Raw genomic sequence first — 18,607 nt, forward strand, 5'->3', positions numbered from 1 at the left:
CGTCCGACTGGCAACCTTCACGAAGACCGTCGGTGTATCAGGCAGCGGCGAGGGCCAGCAGCTCAGGCACTCCTTCGACGCTGGAGTGGTCCTCGAAACGAGGAACGAGCCCTTGCACCAGCTCGACGCACCGGGGGGCGCCGATGCGCTGGGCGACCTGAAGTGCTTCCAGGGCGGCCGCGGCCGCGCGTTCGGGCTCGCCCAGGTCGAGGTGGCTGCGGGCCTCGTAGGCGCGGAAGACACTACTGGTCTTGTCGCGGCTGGGCGGCAGCAACTTCCTGCCCTCCCGGATGAGCTGGTGGGCGCGGCGGGTGTCGCCCAGGTCGAGAAGGGCCTGCCCCGAATCGACGGCCAGATCGGCGCTGGACATCCAGGCGCACCACGCCGGCACCGGCTCTCCGGACGAGGCATCGAGAAGGTGCTCGGCTGCCGTGAGGGCGCGCAGAGTTGCTCGCCGCTCGCCTCGTGCCGCCAGGGCCCGCGCGAGACGGAGCTGGAGCAGGGAGCGGGCGGCCGGGTGCCGGGTCCCGGAAAGGGCCCGTTCGAGAATGCCGGCGGCCGTGCGCGGATCGTCCCGCCAGGAGGCTTGGTAGGCGAGGTCGCCGAGCAGAGCCGCGCCCATGTCGCGGTCGCCACCGGTGTGGGCGCTGTGCAGGCCGGCGATCCAGTACTGGCTCGCCTCGGCGTGCAATCCGTAGTCGAACCGGTGCCAGCCCACGGTCTGGCTCAGGCTCGCGGCGAGTGCGTGGAGGCGCAGTTTGACCGGCCGGTTGTAGCGGCTGCCTTCAATGATGTCCGTGACCGTGGTCAGGAGCGCGTCAACCAGGGGTGCGGTGTGCTGACGCTGCTCGGTTACTTGGACGGTCAGGCGGGCGCTGGTTTCTTCGAGCAGGGCGACGAGTTCCTCCCCGACTGCTTTGGAGCCCTGCACCGACTCGGCCGTCATGGCCCAGGTATCGGTCGACGCCCAGGTGCTGGCCAGCGTGACCAGGGCACTACCGGAGATCGCGGTCAGGAAGGTACGGCGGGAAGAGCGTTCCATGGTTGTTCGCAATGCCTCTCGGAGGGCCGGGACCGGGCTTGCTGGACCGAGTGGGATCACCATGCCGCCGACGCCCGGCAGCCAATTCGGCCACGCTCGCGGATCCACCGCTCCTGCAGGGACCTCGAGTACCTCGGCGATGTAAGTCTGGGAGTCGGCGTCGGGTGTGACGCCTTGCGTCTCCCACTTGTGGACGCGCTGTTTGTCGACGCCCGATCTCAGACCGCGGCGTTCCGCAGCGCCGCGGATCTCCCGGGCGAGATCAACTCCTGTCATCCCGCGCGCGATCCGGGCCTGCGTCAGAGGGTGCGTCTTCTCGGCCACGTCGCCATCCAATCAACCGTGCCTGCGGTGAGCGTAGCTACGAACCAGCCGGGACTACCGCGGGACTACCGCCAACCTCTTTCGCGCCACGCACAGTTGCTCGACACTCGATCACTCCAGCGATCTAGGGCGTGCCCCGACGGCGGTCGGGACGTTCGGCCCGCACGGCAAGGAACGACGACTTTCCGCTAGCCCCGCCTTGTCAGCACCAGGTCCCGCAACGCTTCGCCATCCCTCGTCTCGACGGGAGAGATCCTCGTGACCGGTTTGACGCACCACTGCCACGACGCCACCGCCACGCCGCCCGCCATTCCCGTTCGTACCAATCCGGTTCAGGTAGTTCAGCACAGCGGGCCACCCGCTCGAGCTGAGTCCGGCCCGCACCTGGTCGGTTCACTAGATTCGGTACGGCGCATTCTCGAGCACGCCAACGCCACAGATTCGCGGTCGTTCCCCACTGGCGCGGACAACCGCACACCACCGGCGACGACGGACGTGGCCCTGTTCCTGAGGACGTTGTTCGCAGCCGTACTGTCGCTCAACTTCAATTCGATGGAGCCCCTTTCCGTAGCTTTCGCTGCGTCTGGAGAAGGGTCAGTGCAGCTCGCCAGAATCCGGATAGATCCCCAAGCCACACTCGGCCGTCTGTTACGGCGCTGGGAAGGACGGGCCATCACAGAGTCGGCTGGCGGCCCGCTCGATGATCTACGCCAATTGATCGAGACCAGTGTCATTCCAGGTTTCGTTCTCGCCACCCCCGAAGCTGCGATCGGGTCAGAGCTCCCGGTCGACCTACCGCTGCGCTGTGTGGCTCGGGTGATGGACGACGGAGTGATGTGGTGGCTTGACGCACGGCGGGACATTGCCGACGGGGCACTCTTGGAGACCCTCGCCAGCCAAGCGAGCAGGTTGATACAGGCCGCGTGCGAGGATCCGGACGCGACGCTCGGGGACCTGGTGTCGGGCATTCGACAGGCGACGTTCGAGATCCAGGTGGTCGCCCCGGCCCGGTTCGCAGAGTTCGAGAACTCATTGCGAGTCTGGGGCGGCGAGATCGGCCTGCCTCTCACCGTGCGGCGCACAGAAGGGGAGGAGATCCAGGTCCGTGGACCGGCGACAAGCCTGCTGCAGCCGTGGGGCGCCAACCTCATGGTTGTTGCGCGCGACCTGGCGGGCCTGAGACGCATGGTGGCAGCGGGGGGTACTGCCGACGGCGCCGGCCTGACCGGGCAGCTCCCCGACGGAACCCCGATCGCCGATCTCCATCCGAACGAAACCCGGGAACTGTTCGACGAGATCGTCGTGCGCTCCCGCTACTCGCGGGGTGGCATCGAGATCCGTGATGGCGACCTCGTGGTGGATGTCGGTGCGAACATCGGCCTATTCACCCTGTACGCCGCCGCGCAAGCCACGGATGTCCGCATCCATGCGTTCGAACCTGTTCCCGCCGCGGCCGAGGCGCTGGAGACCAACGTGCGCGCCTACGGCATTCGGGCGGACGTGGAGCGGGCGGCGCTCGGGTGCACCGCGGGTGAGAGCTCATTCACCTACTACCCGCAGTCGTCCCTCCAGTCCGGGCTCTATACGGATCCGGTAATCGACGAGGCGATCGCCCGCAGGTACGCCCGCCACCGGGCGGATGGCCTTGCGCCGACGTCGCTACCGTCCCAGGAAGTCGCGGATGCCCTCGCACCGGAGCTGCATGGCCGGCTCTCGGATCGGCAGCGGCTGACCGTTCCGGTGCTGCGTCTGTCGGACTGGATCCGCACACGGGCGGTCGATCGGATCCATCTGCTGAAGGTGGATGCGGAGCGGGCCGAAGAGGATGTCCTCGCAGGCATTGACCTGGAGCACTGGCCATTGATCGACCAGGTGGTCGTCGAGGTCCATGACATCACCGGGCGCTTGCGGAGGCTGCGCGCGCTGCTCGCCGGGCACGGCTTCGACACGCTCGTGGAGCAGGACGAACTGTTCGTCGGCTCGGAGATCGTGATGCTCTACGCGTGGCGACCGCAGCGCGGGTTCCAGAAGTCTGCACCCTGGGTCGTTCGGCAGGTCGAGGCGGCGGAACGCTGGGCGGAGGTGTCCTCGCTTCCCGTGATTGTCACGGCGGCGCCGGGCATGCCGGACGGGGACATCGAGCGGGTCCGGAGGGAGGCGGAGGCGCGCAGTCTGGCATGGGCGGCGCCGCCGGCCAACGGCTCCGTTCTGGTGTGGGCGGAGGCGGTACTCCGGCAGATGACGGCAGCGGATCGCCCGGTGACCAAAGCCCTGGTCGTGGACGCCGACAACACGCTGTGGGGTGGGGTGTGCGGCGAGGTCGGACCGGACCACGTCGACGTCGCCGGGCCGTTCCGTCTGGTGCAGGAGTTCGTGTCCGAGCAGGCCCGGGCCGGGCGGATGCTCGCGCTGTGCTCGCGTAACAACCGCGCCGACCTGGAGGCCGTGTTTGCCGCGCACCCGGACATGCCGCTGACGCTGGACGACTTCGCGTGCATCCACGCCTCGTGGGGGGCGAAGTCCGACGCAGTCGCGAGGATCGCCGACGAACTCGGCTCTGCCGTGGAGAGCCTGGTGTTCATCGACGACAGCCCGGCCGAGCGGGCGGAGGTGTCCCATCACCACCCCGGTCTGACGGTCGTGGAGTTACCGGACAACCCGCAGGGCTTTGTGGAGGCCTTGCGGGCCACCTGGCAACTGGCGCTGGACACTCCCACCACTGCGGAGGACAGCGCCCGTGTCCGCGGGTTCGCCCAGGAGGTCGAGCGCAAAGCGGTGGCGGCACGGTCCACCAGCCGCAGCGGATACCTGCGCGACCTCGGCCTCGTGGTCGATGTCGCCGATGCCACAGCCAGCGACACGGACCGGATCACTCAACTTGCCGCCCGTACCACCCAGTTCAACGTAAGCCTGCGCCGCCACACACACGCCAGCGTTCGTGGCCTCATCAACGGCCCCGAGGTGGCCGTGACCGTCCGGGTCCGGGACCGGTTCGGTGACTATGGCCTTGTCGGTTTCGCGTCGGCCGCCGCCGTGGGCAGTGTGCTGCTGGTCGGTGACTTCTTCCTCAGCTGCCGGGCCATGGGCCGCAACGTCGAGTGGTACCTGCTGCGCGCGCTGGGACAGCGTGCCATCGGTGCCGGACTGACCGGCGTCCGGCTGGAGGCGGTCATCGGAGGGCGCAATGTGCCCGCGCGTGCCTTCGTCCATGCTGCCCGCGCGGGTTTCGCAGGGGATGCGCCGAGCGAGGACGTCCTGCTGGACGCGGGCGGTCTCGCGAAGCTCGACTGGCAGCTGATCGACACTCCGCAGGCCCCGGCTCAGACTCGAGCCGACGGGCCGGCACCCGTGCAGCGGGCTTCGCGGGTGCACTGGCCCGTCTCGGCCGCACCGCGGCAGGCCGCCGCTACGGCCCATCTCCCTCTCACGCAACGGGAGGTGTCCACGGTCTACATCGCCCCCGAGACAGCGACCGAACGGCACATCGCCGCCGTGTGGGAGGACGTCCTGGACGTACGGCCCATTGGCGTGGTGGACGATCTGTTCGCACTGGGCTGCGACTCGCTCACCGCGGCGGTCATCTGCGCCCGCCTCCGCCAGGACGGGTTTGATGTGGCACTCCCGGACCTGCTGCGCCAGCCCACCGTTCGGCAGGCTTCCCGTCTGGCGCACCCGGTCTCGCCAGCCGCGCCCCCCGCCGAAAACCTCCACCGAGCGGCCGACGACGGTACTCCGGCGCCGGCGTCTCCGGGGCAGCTGCGGATCTGGACCGCCGAAGCGATCGGTCATGGCGGCAATGCCCAGGTCATTCCGTCCGCACACCGCATCACAGGCTCCCTGGACACGGCTCGGCTGCGCGAGGCCTTCACCATCGTCGTCCAGCGCCACGAGGCACTGCGCACGGCGTTGACCGAACACGACGGACTGCTCCGTCAGCGCCTTCTGCCGCCCGCCAGCTTCGATCTCGCCGTCGTCGACCTGGCCAGACTGCCGCACGGGCGCCGCGGGGAGGAAGCCAGCCGAGTGGCACGGCAGTTCTTCGCCGCTCCCTTCGACCTGGAACAGGACACCTTGATCCGGGCAACCGCGGTCCGTCTGCATGCGGAGGATCACCTGCTGCTCGTCATGGTGCACCACAGCGCCTGCGACGGCTGGTCGATGGATCTGATCCACCGCGACCTGAGCGCCGCGTACGCTGATCCGTCCGCGCTCGCCACCCTGCCGACGGCTCGGTTTGCCGACTACAGCGGCACGGTGGCCGACCGCCACCGGCGCGGCGAATTCGACCTCAGGATCGCCCACATCCTGGCCACGGTGGGCGCCGTCCCTGCCCGACCGTGGCCCACCGAGTGCGGCCAGGGCGTCCACCCGCGCCACCTTCGGTTCACCCTGGGGCTGGACGTGGTGCGGCAAGTCCGTGCGACGGCACAGGCACGCTCCACCTCCCCCTTCCACCTCTACCTCGCCGCCTACCAGCTGCTGCTGGCTTCCGCTGCCGGCAGCGAAACGGTGGTCAGCGGCGTCCCGGTGGCCAACCGCACCGATCCGTCGTACGCCGAGACCGTCGGGTTCTTCGCCAACCTGGTGCCGGTGCCGCTGCGGGTCGACTGGTCCGCCACCATCGGCAGCCACGTAACCGCCGCCCTGGCGGCCAGCGCCGAGGCACTGCACCACGCCGAGGTGCCCTACGGGCTGCTCACTCAAGGCCAGCCGTCTGTGGGAGGGCTCTTCGACAACCTCTTCACCCTCCAACCGCCCCCGGAACACGCTCTTGACCTGCCCGGCTGCGCGAGCGCCTGGGCCGAACCGGACCTGTGGCCGCTGCCGTTCCCTCTGATGCTCGACCTCCAGGAACACCCCGGCGGCGCGAGCGGCCTGCTCCGCAGCGACGCCCACGCCGTGATGCCGGCGAGCGCCGAATGGATCGCCGAGGCGTACCCCCTGGTCGTCACCGCGGTGTGCACCTTGCCGGGCCTGCACCTGGAACACCTGCGCGCCGTGCTGCGGCCGCCGGACCGGGATGTCCAGCAGCTCGTTCAAGCACGCTTGCGAGCGCTGACCGGAAGAGAGGCCGCTTCCGATGTCTGATACCCCCAGGGCCACGGCGCCCGCATGGGAGATCCATCCGTCGATTCAGGGCATGCGCCGCCCGGCCACCGCTCCCCAGCATCTGCGCGCCGCCGCGGCTGGCACCGCCCTACTGCGTCTACGCATCTGCGGTGACGTCGACACCACACGCCTGCGCTCAGCCACCGAAGAGGTCCTGGGCGCGCACACCTCACTGCGTCAACGCCTCCACTCCTCCCGGCCCGGCCCGGAGGTGTACACCGCCCAGCACACCACCGGCACGACCGGCCGCCCCGATGCCGTGCCCCTCGCCCGCCTGTGGGCCAGTTCCGACGGCCTGTACCTCGAACTTCGACCGGCTGCGGGCGTGGTGGACGGCACGGGGCTGCTGCGCACCGCGCAGGCCATCGCCGGCTCGTACCGCAGCCCGGGCGAAGCGATCCCGTCGCATCCGGCCCCAGAGACGGTCGAGGCCTTCTTCGCCGACCTGCTCACCACCCCCGAGGGACAGCCCGGCCGCACCTACTGGCAGGAGCACCACCCGCTCGTCGCCGGCGACATCGCCCGGGCCCTGGCACTGCGCCCGACGTCGCCAGGGCAGCACCGGAGGAGCGTGCCGCTTCGTCTGGACGGGACGACCCTCAACGGCCTGCGGGCCCTGGCCGACGCTGCAGGCGGCAGTCTGGAGGGGGTCGTGCTGACCGCATGGCGCCTGCTGCTCGCCCGCGTAGCCCCCGAGGAAAACGGGGCAGTCGCCCTGTTCGTCGCCGGCCCAACCAGCCAACTCCCGCACACGATCGGGGTGCTGGGCCGCTATGTGCCGGTCCGCGCCGTGCCGGAGACGCCGACCCAGTTGCTTCCCGACCTGATGTGTGAGACCGCCGAACGGGTGGCCCAAGCCACGGAATTCGGGGACTTCTTCGCCGCTTCGGGAGCGGACGAGCCGTTCACGGTCGGCTTCCGCCACCTCACCACCCCGGACGTCCTGGCCCTCGGTCCGGATGGATACGCGGTGCTCGAGGCCGTGGACGCCCCGATCGACCGTATCGCCGTCGAAGTGCAGTCCCTGCAGCGCGGACGCGATCTCGATCTGTGCGTAAACGTGGACACCGCGGTGGCAGACCCAGACGTCGCCGTTCGGCTCGCGGACTGGCTCGGCCAGCTCCTCGCCCGGATGGCCCAGCCCTCGGCCTCAACCCCGGTCACCTCCAATCTCACCTGCCTGCCGGTGTCCGACAGCCGCCTCACCGGGCCCGAACGCCCGGTGCCTGCTGTGACGGCGCTGGACGCGTTCGACGCCCAGGCCGCCCGCACTCCCGAGGCGCGGGCGGCCTCCGACGACCGCACCACCGCGAGCTACCAGCAACTACAGGTCACCAGTACCACCCTGGCCGGCCAGTTGGCGGCGGCCGGCGTCGGCAGCGGCGACCTGGTTGGTGTCCTGATGAGCCGTCGGGTGGGGCTGCTGACCGCGCTGCTGGCGGTGTGGCGGTGCGGCGCCCACTACGTCCCGCTCGACCCGGCACTGCCTCCAAGTCGTATCCGCGCCTTGCTGCGCGATGCCGCGCCCCGGCTGCTGCTGACCGACGCTGACACCGCCGCTCTGGGTGCCCCCGCGAACGTCGAGGGGCTGACCGTGCTGAACGTCGACAGCACCCTGCGGGATTCGTCCGCGCCGTTGAGCTCCGCCACGGCTCTTTCCGGCTCCCGCACCGCGGGGACCGCCTACTTGATCTACACCTCGGGGTCGACCGGCCGCCCCAAAGGCGTGCCCATCACACACGCCGCACTGATGAACTACCTGTGCTGGTCCCGCGAGCGCTACGACACACCGGGCGGCACCGGCACGGTGGTCCACTCATCCATCGCCGCCGACATGACCGTGACCAGCCTGTTCCTGCCGCTGCTGACCGGGCAGTGCGTCACGCTCGTACCGTCCAACGATCTGCACGCCATGGCCCAGGTCCTCGCCGGGCTACGAGACATCAGCCCGTTGAAGGTGACCCCGGGTCTGCTACGTCTACTGCCCCAGCTGCTGACCGGCGAGCAGCTGGCACGCTCCGTGCGGCATCTCGTCGTCGGCGGCGAGCAGTTGACCGGCCCGGGGCTGAAGGAGTTGGACGTCCCGGGCCTCCTGGTGACCAACGAGTACGGGCCGACCGAGGCAACCGTCGGCTGCACCGCCTACACCTACCGCCTAGGCGATGAGGTGTCCGATCCCGTGCCGATCGGACACCCCGTGTGGAACACCACCATCGAGCTGCGCACGCCGCACAGCGATGACCTGGTACTGCCCGGCTGCGTCGGCGAGCTGGTAGTGCTCGGCCCCCAGGTGACCGACGGCTATCACCAGCGGCCGGAAGAGACGGCCGCCCGTTTCATCACGGCCGGCGGCGCCCGCGCCTACCGCACAGGTGATCTGGCGCGCCGACGTCCGGACGGCCAACTGGAGATGCTCGGACGGATCGACCAGCAAGTGAAGATCCACGGGTACCGCGTCGAGCCCGGAGAGATCGAGGCCACCCTCACCCGCGACCCGCACATCGCGCAGGCCGTCGTCCTCGCCACCCGCCCGCAGTACGACGACTCGCCGCTCCTCGCCGCCTTTCTCGTCGCCGCACCGTCCGCGGATGCCGCGTCCCTCGTCGAGCGTGCCCAGGCCCTGGCGGCCGACGAGCTGCCCTTCTACGGGCGCCCCGACCGCTACCTGGTCCTGCCCGAGATTCCGATGCAGCCCGGCGGGAAGATCGACCGCCGAGCCCTTGAAGCCATGACCCCCGCGGCCGAGAACGGCCAACTGCCTGACCGCGGCGACCCCGAAGCGGATCTGCTGGCGCGGCTCTGGAAGGACGTCCTGGGCCGTCCGCCCGCAAGTGGGGCGGCGAACTTCTTCGCGGACGGCGGCAACTCCCTCAAGGCTGTGCTCTTCGCGCGCCGGGCCCAGCGCGAAGGCCTGCCGCTCACCGTGCACGACGTCCTGCAGCAGCGGACCCTCGCTCAGATCACGGCCGCCTGCCACGCCGCGTCCGCAACCGGCTCCGCGGAGACCAGCGCAGCCGCCGCACCCGGTCCGATTCCGCTCTCCGGCGTCCAGGCCGCCGTCCTCACTGCCCGCGCAAGCGCCGATCACTGGACGCTGCGCTACCTGGACAACGCGCCGGAGACTGTGGTCGATCCCGCCCGGCTGGAGGACGCGCTCGCCGTCGTCGTACGGGCACACCCGGCGCTGTGTTCCGCCTTCACCCGCACCGAGTCAGGCTGGTCCGCGAGCCTGCGGGCGCCCTCGCCCCTCCCGCTCGGCGTGCTTCGGCTCGACGACGTCCGCACGCCGGCCGAGCAGGAGAGGCTGGTGCGCGCCCGCCTCGACCAGGAAGAACAGCACCTCCACTTGGCGGGAGCGCTCGTCAGTCTCGTCCTGATTCAGGACGGAGTGCGCCGCGCGCGCATCGCGTGGGTCGTCCATCACCTCGTCGCCGATCTGGTGTCCCTGCAGATCCTCACCGAGGAGCTGTGGCACGCCTACGCCCATCCCGCACCGCCCGGGCTCCTGCGCGACGACGGGTACCTGGCCTGGCTGGCTGCGGCGGGCGCGCGCCCTGGTCCCGTCTTTGCCTCAGGTGCCTGGACATCCGAGCCGCGGCGCACGACAGCCAGCCGTCTCGGCGCGCGCGCGTTGGAGGCACTCGTCGAGGCCCGGCAGAGGGGGCCCCGGTGGCCGGTCGCCCTCCTGGCGGGTGCCCTGCTCGGCGCGCTGGCCGAGGTCCGCCCCGACCTGCCAGCCAGCGTGTGCGTGGAACTCCACGGCCGTGACCTGCCCGGGCATGACCTGGCCTCTACCGTGGGCTGGCTCACCGCCTTCCGTCCCCTTCACGCGCATCGGACGCTCCTTGCCGACCCGCCGGCGCTGACCGCCGCCCTGCACGGCCAGCTGCCCCCGTCCGCCCCGCCGGCCGGGCCGTTGCCGCCGGTCGCGTTGAACTACCTCGGCGACCTGGCGCCGTGCAGTGAGGTGGATCTGCGGCCTACCGACGCGGGCGTGTCGCTGTTCGGGCTGGAGGTCGTCTGCTTCACCCGGGCTGGTGCGTTCGAGGTTCGGTGGCGGGCGTGTCCCGGCTGGATGCCGGATGCCACTCTCGCCCGCCTCACCGATGCCTTCGCCCGCTATGCCGCGATCGCCCCCGGGCCGCCTGGCCCCAGCACTCTCCTGCAAAGCGACCTCGACCGGATCACCGCTGCCTTCGGAAATGAGGGATCATGAGGGCTCCCATCGCCGCGCTCTACCCCGCCACTCCCGCGCAACAGGGCTTCGTCCTGGGCACCCTGACCAGCCCGGGCACCGCCGTGTTCACCGAACAGACCCTCTTCGAGTTGACCGGCCGGCTCGATCCAGCCCGGCTGCAGGACGCGGTGGACGCGCTGGTCACCGACCACGAGATCCTGCGCACCGGCTTCGCCTGGGACCTTGCCACCGACCCCTGCCAAGTGGTGCTGGAGGACGCGTCGGTGACCGTGGAGGTCCTCGACAGCAGCACCAGGACCGCGCCCCAGCAACGGGAAGCCCTGACCGCGCTGGCCCGCGCCCATCTCGTCACGCCCTTTGACTTCAACCGGCCTCCGCTGCTCCGGCTGGCCGTCCACACGCTCGGCCCCACCCGACACCAGCTGGTGTGGACCCACCATCACGCCATCCTGGACGGCTGGGCGCACCTGCTGCTCGTCACCGAACTCCTCCACCGCTACAACACCGGCGCGGCGCCCTCTCCCGGTCTGCGGCCCTTCGGCGCGTACGCCGAGTGGCTCGCGGAACAGCCTCGCGAGAGCGCCCAGACCCACTGGACCAAGGAGCTGGACGGCTACGCGCCGCTCCTGGCCCCCCAGTCACCGGCGGCAGGGACGGATCAGGACCGCTTCGGCCAGCACACGCGCGTCCTGACCGGGCCAAGTGCCGAGGCGCTCACGTTGTTCACGCAGGCTCACGGCATCACCGAGGCGGCCGCCCTGATCGCGTGCTGGAGCCTGATCGCCGCCCGCCACCGCGACCGGGACGACATCGCCGTCGGCGTGACCGTCTCCGGACGCACTCACCCCTACCCCGACGCGGAGCGTGTCGCGGGCCCGCTGGCCACGACCGTCCCCCTGCGCACCCGGCCCGGCCCGAAAGAGCCCGTCGGCGCGTGGATCAGCCGCGTGCACGCCGACCTCGCCCACGCCGATCAGCACAGCGCCTGCTCCACCGCCGAACTGTATGCCTGGGCCAAGGTGCCCGAGGGGCAGGCCCTGTACGACAGCGTCATCGCCATCGCCAACTACCCCTACGAGCCGCCCGCCGGCGTGCCGGACGGCGCCGAGGAGCATTGGCTCACGCTGGAGACGGCCGCAATCCGCGCGCAGGGAGGCCGCACCCGCCAGGCCCTGACCCTGGTCGTCGAACCGACCGACGGGCTGCGGCTGCGCCTGGTCAACGACCGCACCCAGGTGCCCGACGACCAGGCGGACGCCGCGCTCGAGGCGCTGTGTACGCTGCTGGCCCACCTCGCGCCGGACAGCAACGCCACCGTCGCCACCCTCACCGACGCGCTGAGCACGCTCGCCGTCTTCACAGAGCGCCCGCCACAGATAGCCGCCGGTGTCGGCCACGGCGACGACGAGCGCGCACGTGAACCCCTCGTCGACGTCATCACCGGGCACTTCACCGAGCTGCTGGGCCAACCGGCGGGCCCCGACACCGACTTCCTCCAAGCCGGCGGCCACTCCCTGCTCGCCCTGCGCCTGGTCACCAGTTTGCGCAGCGCCCTCGCCGTCGACCTCACCCTCACCGAACTGTTCGAGGCCCCCACCCCGGCCGCCCTGGCCCGGCACGTCCTCCAGCTCATCGCGCAGGACCCGGACGGACCGCCGCAGCCGCTGCCCAACCTGCCCGCCCTCAGTGAGGAGGACGACCAGCCGTTCGCCCTGACCAGGATCCAGCAGGCGTACTGGGCCGGGCGCCGCGACGACTTCGACCTCGGCGGCGTCGACTCCCACCTCTACACCGAAGTCGACGTCCCCGACCTGGACATGGAGCGCCTGACCGCCGTCTGGCGGCTGCTGATCGCGCGGCATCCCATGCTGCGCGCCGTGATCACCGCCGACGGGCGGCAACGCACCCTGGCCGAGGTACGGCCGTACGCCATCCGAACCTGGGACCTACGGCAGTCGCCCGACGCCGACGGTGAGCTTCAGCGCATGCGTGAGCGGCTGTCCCACCCACGCCGGGACACCACCGTGTGGCCGCTGTTCACCATCGAAGCCGCCCTGCTGCCCGACCAGCGGACCACCCGCCTGTTCCTCAGCTTCGACCTGCTCATCGGCGACGCCCTGAGCTGGCAGATCCTCTACCGCGAAGCCCGCACCCTCTACGACCAGCCCACCGCCGAACTGCCCGAACTCCACACAACTTTCGCCGCCTACGTGGCCCACCAGCAGGCCATCACCGCCAGCAGCCGCTACAACCGCGACCGGGAGTACTGGCGCGGCCGCATCACCGCACTGCCCGCCCCGCCCCCGCTTCCCGTCCTCACCCGGAACGCCCAGGCCCCGGCCCGGTTCACGCGCGAACAGATCACCTACTCCCCCTCCGAGCTCACCCAGCTGCGCGCGGTCGCCGCCGCCCACGGCATCACACTGTCCGCGCTGCTGCTGGCCGCTTTCAACGAGACGCTCCGCCGCTTCACCAACAGTCGCCAGTTCCTGATCAACGTCACCGTCTACAACCGGCCCCCCATACACCCCCAGATCAACCACATCGTCGGGGACTTCACCTCCACCGTCCTGACCAGCGTGGACCTGTCCGGCGAAACGTTCGCCGACCGGCTGCGCGCCCTGCAACGGCAGCTGTGGGCCGACCTCGACCACGCCACCTACAGCGGAGTGGAGGTCCTGCGCGACCTGCGCGACATGACGGGGACGGCGACGGGCGCCCCAGTCGTGTTCACCAGCACCCTCGACCTCCAGCTGCCCGGCGCACCGCCGGCACCGCTGCCCGGCCAGATCATCTATGGCATCGGCCAGACCCCGCAGGTCCTGCTCGACTACCAGACCTACGAGGCCGCAGGCCGCCTGGTCATCAACCTCGACTCCGTCCAGGGAGCCCTGCCGGACGGCTTCGTCCGCGACATGCTCGACGACCACGCCGCCGTACTGCGCTGCCTGCTGGAGGACCCCACAGCGCCGCAGCGACCCCGCCTCCTCGTCCCCGCCCCGCCGGCCACGGCGCCCACCGCCCTGGGCGGCGATCAGCTGCTGCACGAGCCGTTCCTGGACCGGGTCCACGCCCAGCCCGAGCGGACCGCCCTCATCTGCGAGGGCCAGCACTACACCTACGCCGATCTCCACTCCCGGGCCCGCGCCGTCGCCGACCGGATCACGGCCGCCCGGCCGCAGGGCGAACTGATCGCGCTGGTCTGCGACCCGGGCTGGCAGCAGGCCGTCGCGGCTCTCGGCGTGCTCCTGGCCGGGTACGCGTACGTCCCGCTGGACGCCTCCTGGCCCGAACAGCGGATCGCGGAGCTACTCACCGCGACCGGCGCCAATCTGCTGCTCACCCACCGCACCGCGGCCGACCGTCACCCCTGGCCAGACCATGCGGATGTCCTCGTCGTCGATTCGCCGCCTGCCCACGCCGGGGACACGCCGCCGGAGAGGACGGTGGCGCGGCTGCGGCGGCCCGACGATCTCGCCTACGTGATCTTCACCTCCGGCTCGACCGGCCGGCCCAAGGGCGTGATGATCTCCCACCGCAGTGCGCTGAACACGGTTCTCGACATCAACGGCCGCTTCAGCGTGAACAGTGACGATGTCCTGCTGGCCGTTTCGCCGTTCACCTTCGACCTGGCCATCTACGACCTGTTCGGTGCTCTCGGCGCCGGTGCCACGCTCGTCGTACCCACCGGCGAGCAGCGCGCTGACCCGGTCGCCTGGGCCGATCTCGTCCGCCGCGAGCGGGTTACCGTGTGGAACTCCGTCCCCACCCTCGCCGGAGTGCTGCTGGAGAGCGTGCCCCCACACGACGGGGCCCTGCACTCGGTACGGCTGTGCCTGCTCAGCGGCGACTGGATCCCGCTCGACCTGCCCGACCGGCTCCGCGACCGCATCGGCGGGGGCGAGGTGGTCAGCCTCGGCGGCGCCACCGAGGGCTCGATCTGGTCCATCCTGTACGAGATCGGTGACGCCGACCCTGAGTGGACCAGCATCCCCTACGGCCGGTCCATGACCGGCCAGCGGGTCGAAGTCCTCGACGAAGACCTACTGCCCTGCCCCGCCTGGACACCCGGTCAGATCCACATCAGCGGCCACGGCACCGCCCTCGGCTACTGGAACGCCCCCGAACTGACCGACGCCGCCTTCGTCTTCGACGGCCGCACCGGACGGCGCTTGTACCGGACGGGCGACTGGGGACGGCTACGACCCGACGGCACCATCGAGTTCCTCGGCCGCCGCGACGACCAGGTGAAAATCCGCGGCTACCGCGTCGAGGTGCCCGAGGTCGAGGCAGCGGTGCGCGCTCTCGACGGCGTCGAGCAGGCCGCCGTGGTGGTCACCGGCGAACGCACCGAACGGCGCCTGCACGCCTTCGTCGTCACCAGCCGCCCCCCAGCCACACTGCGGACCGAGCTCGCCGAGCGACTGCCAGCCCACATGCTCCCGGCCACCCTCACCCCGCGGGTCGAGCTGCCCACGACCGCCACCGGCAAAATCGACCGGGCGGCCCTGGCCCGCGAAGCCCTCCCCCTCGTCCCTCCCCAGAGCACGCCCGGCCCCCGCGAAGCCGGAGACGCGGACCGAACGCATCTGCTGCACGCTGCGCTCACCGCCCTGCTGCCCGCGCCCGCAGGCCTCGACGAGGACCTGCTGAACATGGGCCTGACCAGCATCGACGTCATCCGCCTGGCCAACACCGTGGAGCAACAAGGCCTGCCCCGCCCAGACCTCGCGGCGTTCTACCGCACGCCCACACTGCGCACGCTCCTCCAGGACACCGGCGCCCCGGCACCAGCGGGTGACCGGCACGCGCCCGCGGCCTCGCCGTGGGGCGGTCACACCCAGCTCACCAGCCCCGACGAGCGGGCCGCCTTCCGCGCCGCCCGTCCCGCCTACCCGACCACCCCCACGCGACGGATCCTCCCCGCCACGCCCCCAAACAGCCAAGACGTGCGCCAACAGCGCTTCAGCCCACGCAAGTTCACCGGCCAGCCGGTCAACGCCCAGTCCCTCGGCCACCTGCTGGACAGCCTGCGCCGCGTCGAAACTCCCGGCCGCACCGGGTTCCTGTACCCCTCCGCCGGCGGCCTGTACAGCGTCCACCTCTACATCCACATCCGCCCCGGACGCCTGGAGGACCTGGAGGGCGGCGTGTACGCCTACCATCCCGAGGCACACGACCTGGTCCCCCAAGCGCCGGGCATCGACCTCGATCCCGCCGCCCTCCATCTCGGCCCCGTCAACCGGCCCCTAGCCGAGAGCGCGGCCTTCACCCTGTGGCTGGTCACCGATCCCGCCGACTCCGCACCCCTCTACGGCGCCGACGCCGAACCCCTCGCTCTGCTGAACGCCGGCTACATGGGACAGCTGCTGTGCGAACGGGCCCGTGAGGCGGGACTCAGCCTCTGCCCGGTCCACGGCATCGGCTTCGACACGGTGCGCTGGCTACTGCCCGACGGTGACCGGCTCGTCCTCCTGCACACCCTCCTCGGCGGCATCCCCGCGACTCGGTCCCAGGAGCAGGAATGACCCATCCCGCGCCACAACCGTCTGGTCCGGCGCCCGTGATCGTGGAGACGGCTCCGCTTTCCCCCGGCCAGGAACGCCTCATCGACGCCGAATTCCTCCGCCCTGACGGCGGCTGGCCCTCCCTCGGTGAGGAAACCCGGCTCCGGCCGATCGATACCGCCGCCATCCGCATCGACGGCCCGCTGGACCACGATGCCCTCCAGCGCGCCATTTCGGCACTTGTCCAACGCCAGCACGCCCTGCGCACCCGCCTGCACCGATTGCCCGACGGCACTGCGGTCCAGCTCGTCGCCGCCCACCTGCCCGACGCGGTCACCAGCAGCTCCCTGCCCGCCGGCACCGTGGTGACACCGGACGTCCTCGCGGCCCAGGCCCCGCCTCCGCACGTCGACCCTCGCACCGACCCGCTGTTCCGTGCCCACCTGGTCCGGCTCGGCGCGGAGCGGCACGTCCTGCTGCTGCAGATCCACCACTTCGTCAGTGACGGCTGGTCCATCGGCGTGCTCTACCGCGACCTGTCCGCGCTCTACAACGCCGCCCGTGCCGGTCGGCCCGCCCAACTGCCGCCCCTGCCACGCAGCTTCGCCGCCCTGAGCCGGGATATGCATCGCGAACGCCGCAGCCCCCTTGCGGAGGCAGGCCTGGCCTACTGGCGGCGCCGCCTGTCACCGCCCCGGCCACGGCTCGCCTTCACCGACGAGAACGCTGCCCCCTACACCGGGCTGCGTCGTGTCGACGTCACGCCCGTCCGTGTCCCTCCCGCCGTGGTCGACGCTCTGCGTGCCAGTGCTCGCACCGGCCATCAGCGCGGTCCTGTGGCCGGTCCTTTCCTGGCCGCGCTCGCCTTGGTCCTGCACCACCAGAGCGCGGCCACCGACATCCGCATCGGCATGATGATCTCCAACCGGGCCCGGCCGGAGGCCGAGCATCTGATCGGGTACTTCGTGAACACCGCGGTGATCCGTCTTGGTCTTCACCCCGGCCAGACGGCCGCGGAGCTGGTGGGCGCCGCGAACGCCGCGGTGAGCGAGGCCCTCGAACACCAGGCCCTGCCCATCCAGGACGTCGCGGCCGCCCTGAGCCGCCACGAAGCCGCCGACGGCACACCCCTCTATCAGGTCACCGTCGCACTCAACGCGATGCGCACCGGCTCCCTCACGCTGGACGGCGCGGACTGCCGCGATCTCGACCCGGACCGGCCGGGTCCCCGCGACGCTCCCACCAGCATCGAGCAGCGCTGGGTCCTCGAGGAACAACACCGCGGCCTGGTCGGCACGCTCACCTGCCAGAGTGCCGCCTTCGGCCCGCCTCGGGTCCGCATGTGTCTGGACAACCTCGACCGGGCCATGCGCGGCGTCGCGGTGTCTCACCGCACCCTGGCCGAGATCATCGCCTCCTTCCAGCCCGATCCGCGGCCGGAGGTGGGCCCATGACCGCTCCCGCCAGCGACGCGGCACCCGCCGCCGTCGACGTGGTCACGCTCCTTGAGAGCTACGGTCTGTGCGCATCGATCGTCCGCCCGCTCACGGGCGGCATGGAGAACCTCCACTACCGGGCCGAGACCCCCAGCGGGGCGGTCGTGGTGACCATCCTGTGTAAGAAGACTGGGCACGAGGCTGAGCACTACGCGCGGTTCCTGGCCGACCTGCGCACTGCGGGCGCCCCGGTGCCGCGGCTGCGGCCGCTCACCGCGGGCGGCTGGGTGAGCGTGCACGACGGGCATCCCGTGATCGTCGCCGACTTCATCGACGGCCGTCAGTACACCGTCATGCCCCCGCATCTGGTCGAGGAGGCCGGCGCCGCCCTGGGCCGCGTGCACCGCCTCGCCGCCCACGTGGGCTGCGCGCTGCCCCCACACCTGCGTCTGCGCGTCGACGAGGCCGCTGCTCTGGCCGAGTTGCCTGACGACGCCTTCGCCCGATGGGCCCGTACGACGCTGCGCGAGACCGATTACGTCACCCGGCAGACCGTGCCCATGGTTGCGGTCCACGCCGACCTGTTCCCCGACAACACCATCGTCCTGGCAGGGCAGCCCGGCCGGGGTGTGGTCTTCATCGACTGGGAGGACGGCTCCCGCGACTTCCCCGCGATCGACGTAGGTATGGCGCTGCTGGGGCTGTGCTGCCCCGACGGATTCTCGCTGCCGCGCGCCCGACGTCTGCTGCGCGGCTACACAGCAGGCAGCGGCCATGCCCTCGATCCGCGCCTCGTCATGGACTGCGCCCGGTATGCGGCCGTCCTCGTGTCGCTACGCCGGTTCCGGTGGCAGCGCGCCGGCCGTCTGCCCGCCGACCCTGCCCGTACGCACACCGCCCTGATGCGCCCCGTCACCGAACTCCAGCAACTGTGGCCGCAGATGAACGGGCCCTGATTCCGCCGTACCGCCCCGCCGACCCCGCTCGACCG

At 71.0% G+C, this 18,607-nt stretch carries 6 protein-coding genes; 5 read left to right on the forward strand and 1 reads right to left on the reverse strand.

The window, feature by feature from the left end; all coding sequences use genetic code 11:
* Positions 1–37 precede the first annotated feature (37 nt).
* Positions 38–1,042 carry an XRE family transcriptional regulator gene (locus ACIRQF_RS30700; protein ID WP_404097028.1) on the reverse strand — a complete coding sequence of 335 codons (1,005 nt, stop codon included), beginning with the start codon at positions 1,040–1,042 and terminating at the stop codon, positions 38–40.
* 1,038 nt (positions 1,043–2,080) lie between these two features.
* Between ACIRQF_RS30700 and ACIRQF_RS30705 the strand changes: the two genes are divergently transcribed.
* The 5 genes from ACIRQF_RS30705 to ACIRQF_RS30725 are packed head-to-tail and all read left to right on the forward strand — an operon-like array spanning position 2,081 to position 18,572.
* On the forward strand, positions 2,081–6,454 hold the full coding sequence (locus ACIRQF_RS30705; protein WP_404097031.1) for an FkbM family methyltransferase: 4,374 nt from the start codon (positions 2,081–2,083) through the stop codon (positions 6,452–6,454).
* Positions 6,447–10,691, forward strand: a complete 4,245-nt coding sequence (locus tag ACIRQF_RS30710) for an amino acid adenylation domain-containing protein (RefSeq protein WP_404097034.1) — start codon at positions 6,447–6,449, stop codon at positions 10,689–10,691. Before ACIRQF_RS30705 ends, ACIRQF_RS30710 begins: the two co-directional genes overlap by 8 nt.
* Positions 10,688–16,201 (forward strand): amino acid adenylation domain-containing protein, encoded by a 5,514-nt coding sequence (locus tag ACIRQF_RS30715; RefSeq protein WP_404097037.1) that lies wholly within the window; start codon positions 10,688–10,690, stop codon positions 16,199–16,201. The genes ACIRQF_RS30710 and ACIRQF_RS30715 overlap by 4 nt, the downstream gene beginning before the upstream one ends.
* The gene (locus ACIRQF_RS30720) at positions 16,198–17,634 is read left to right on the forward strand and encodes a condensation domain-containing protein (RefSeq protein ID WP_404097040.1); all 1,437 of its coding nucleotides are present in this window, start codon (positions 16,198–16,200) and stop codon (positions 17,632–17,634) included. Before ACIRQF_RS30715 ends, ACIRQF_RS30720 begins: the two co-directional genes overlap by 4 nt.
* Positions 17,631–18,572 (forward strand): phosphotransferase, encoded by a 942-nt coding sequence (locus ACIRQF_RS30725; protein WP_404097042.1) that lies wholly within the window; start codon positions 17,631–17,633, stop codon positions 18,570–18,572. Before ACIRQF_RS30720 ends, ACIRQF_RS30725 begins: the two co-directional genes overlap by 4 nt.
* Positions 18,573–18,607: the final 35 nt, after the last annotated feature.

Source organism: Streptomyces sp. NPDC101191, assembly GCF_044767915.1.
Taxonomy (GTDB): domain Bacteria; phylum Actinomycetota; class Actinomycetes; order Streptomycetales; family Streptomycetaceae; genus Streptomyces.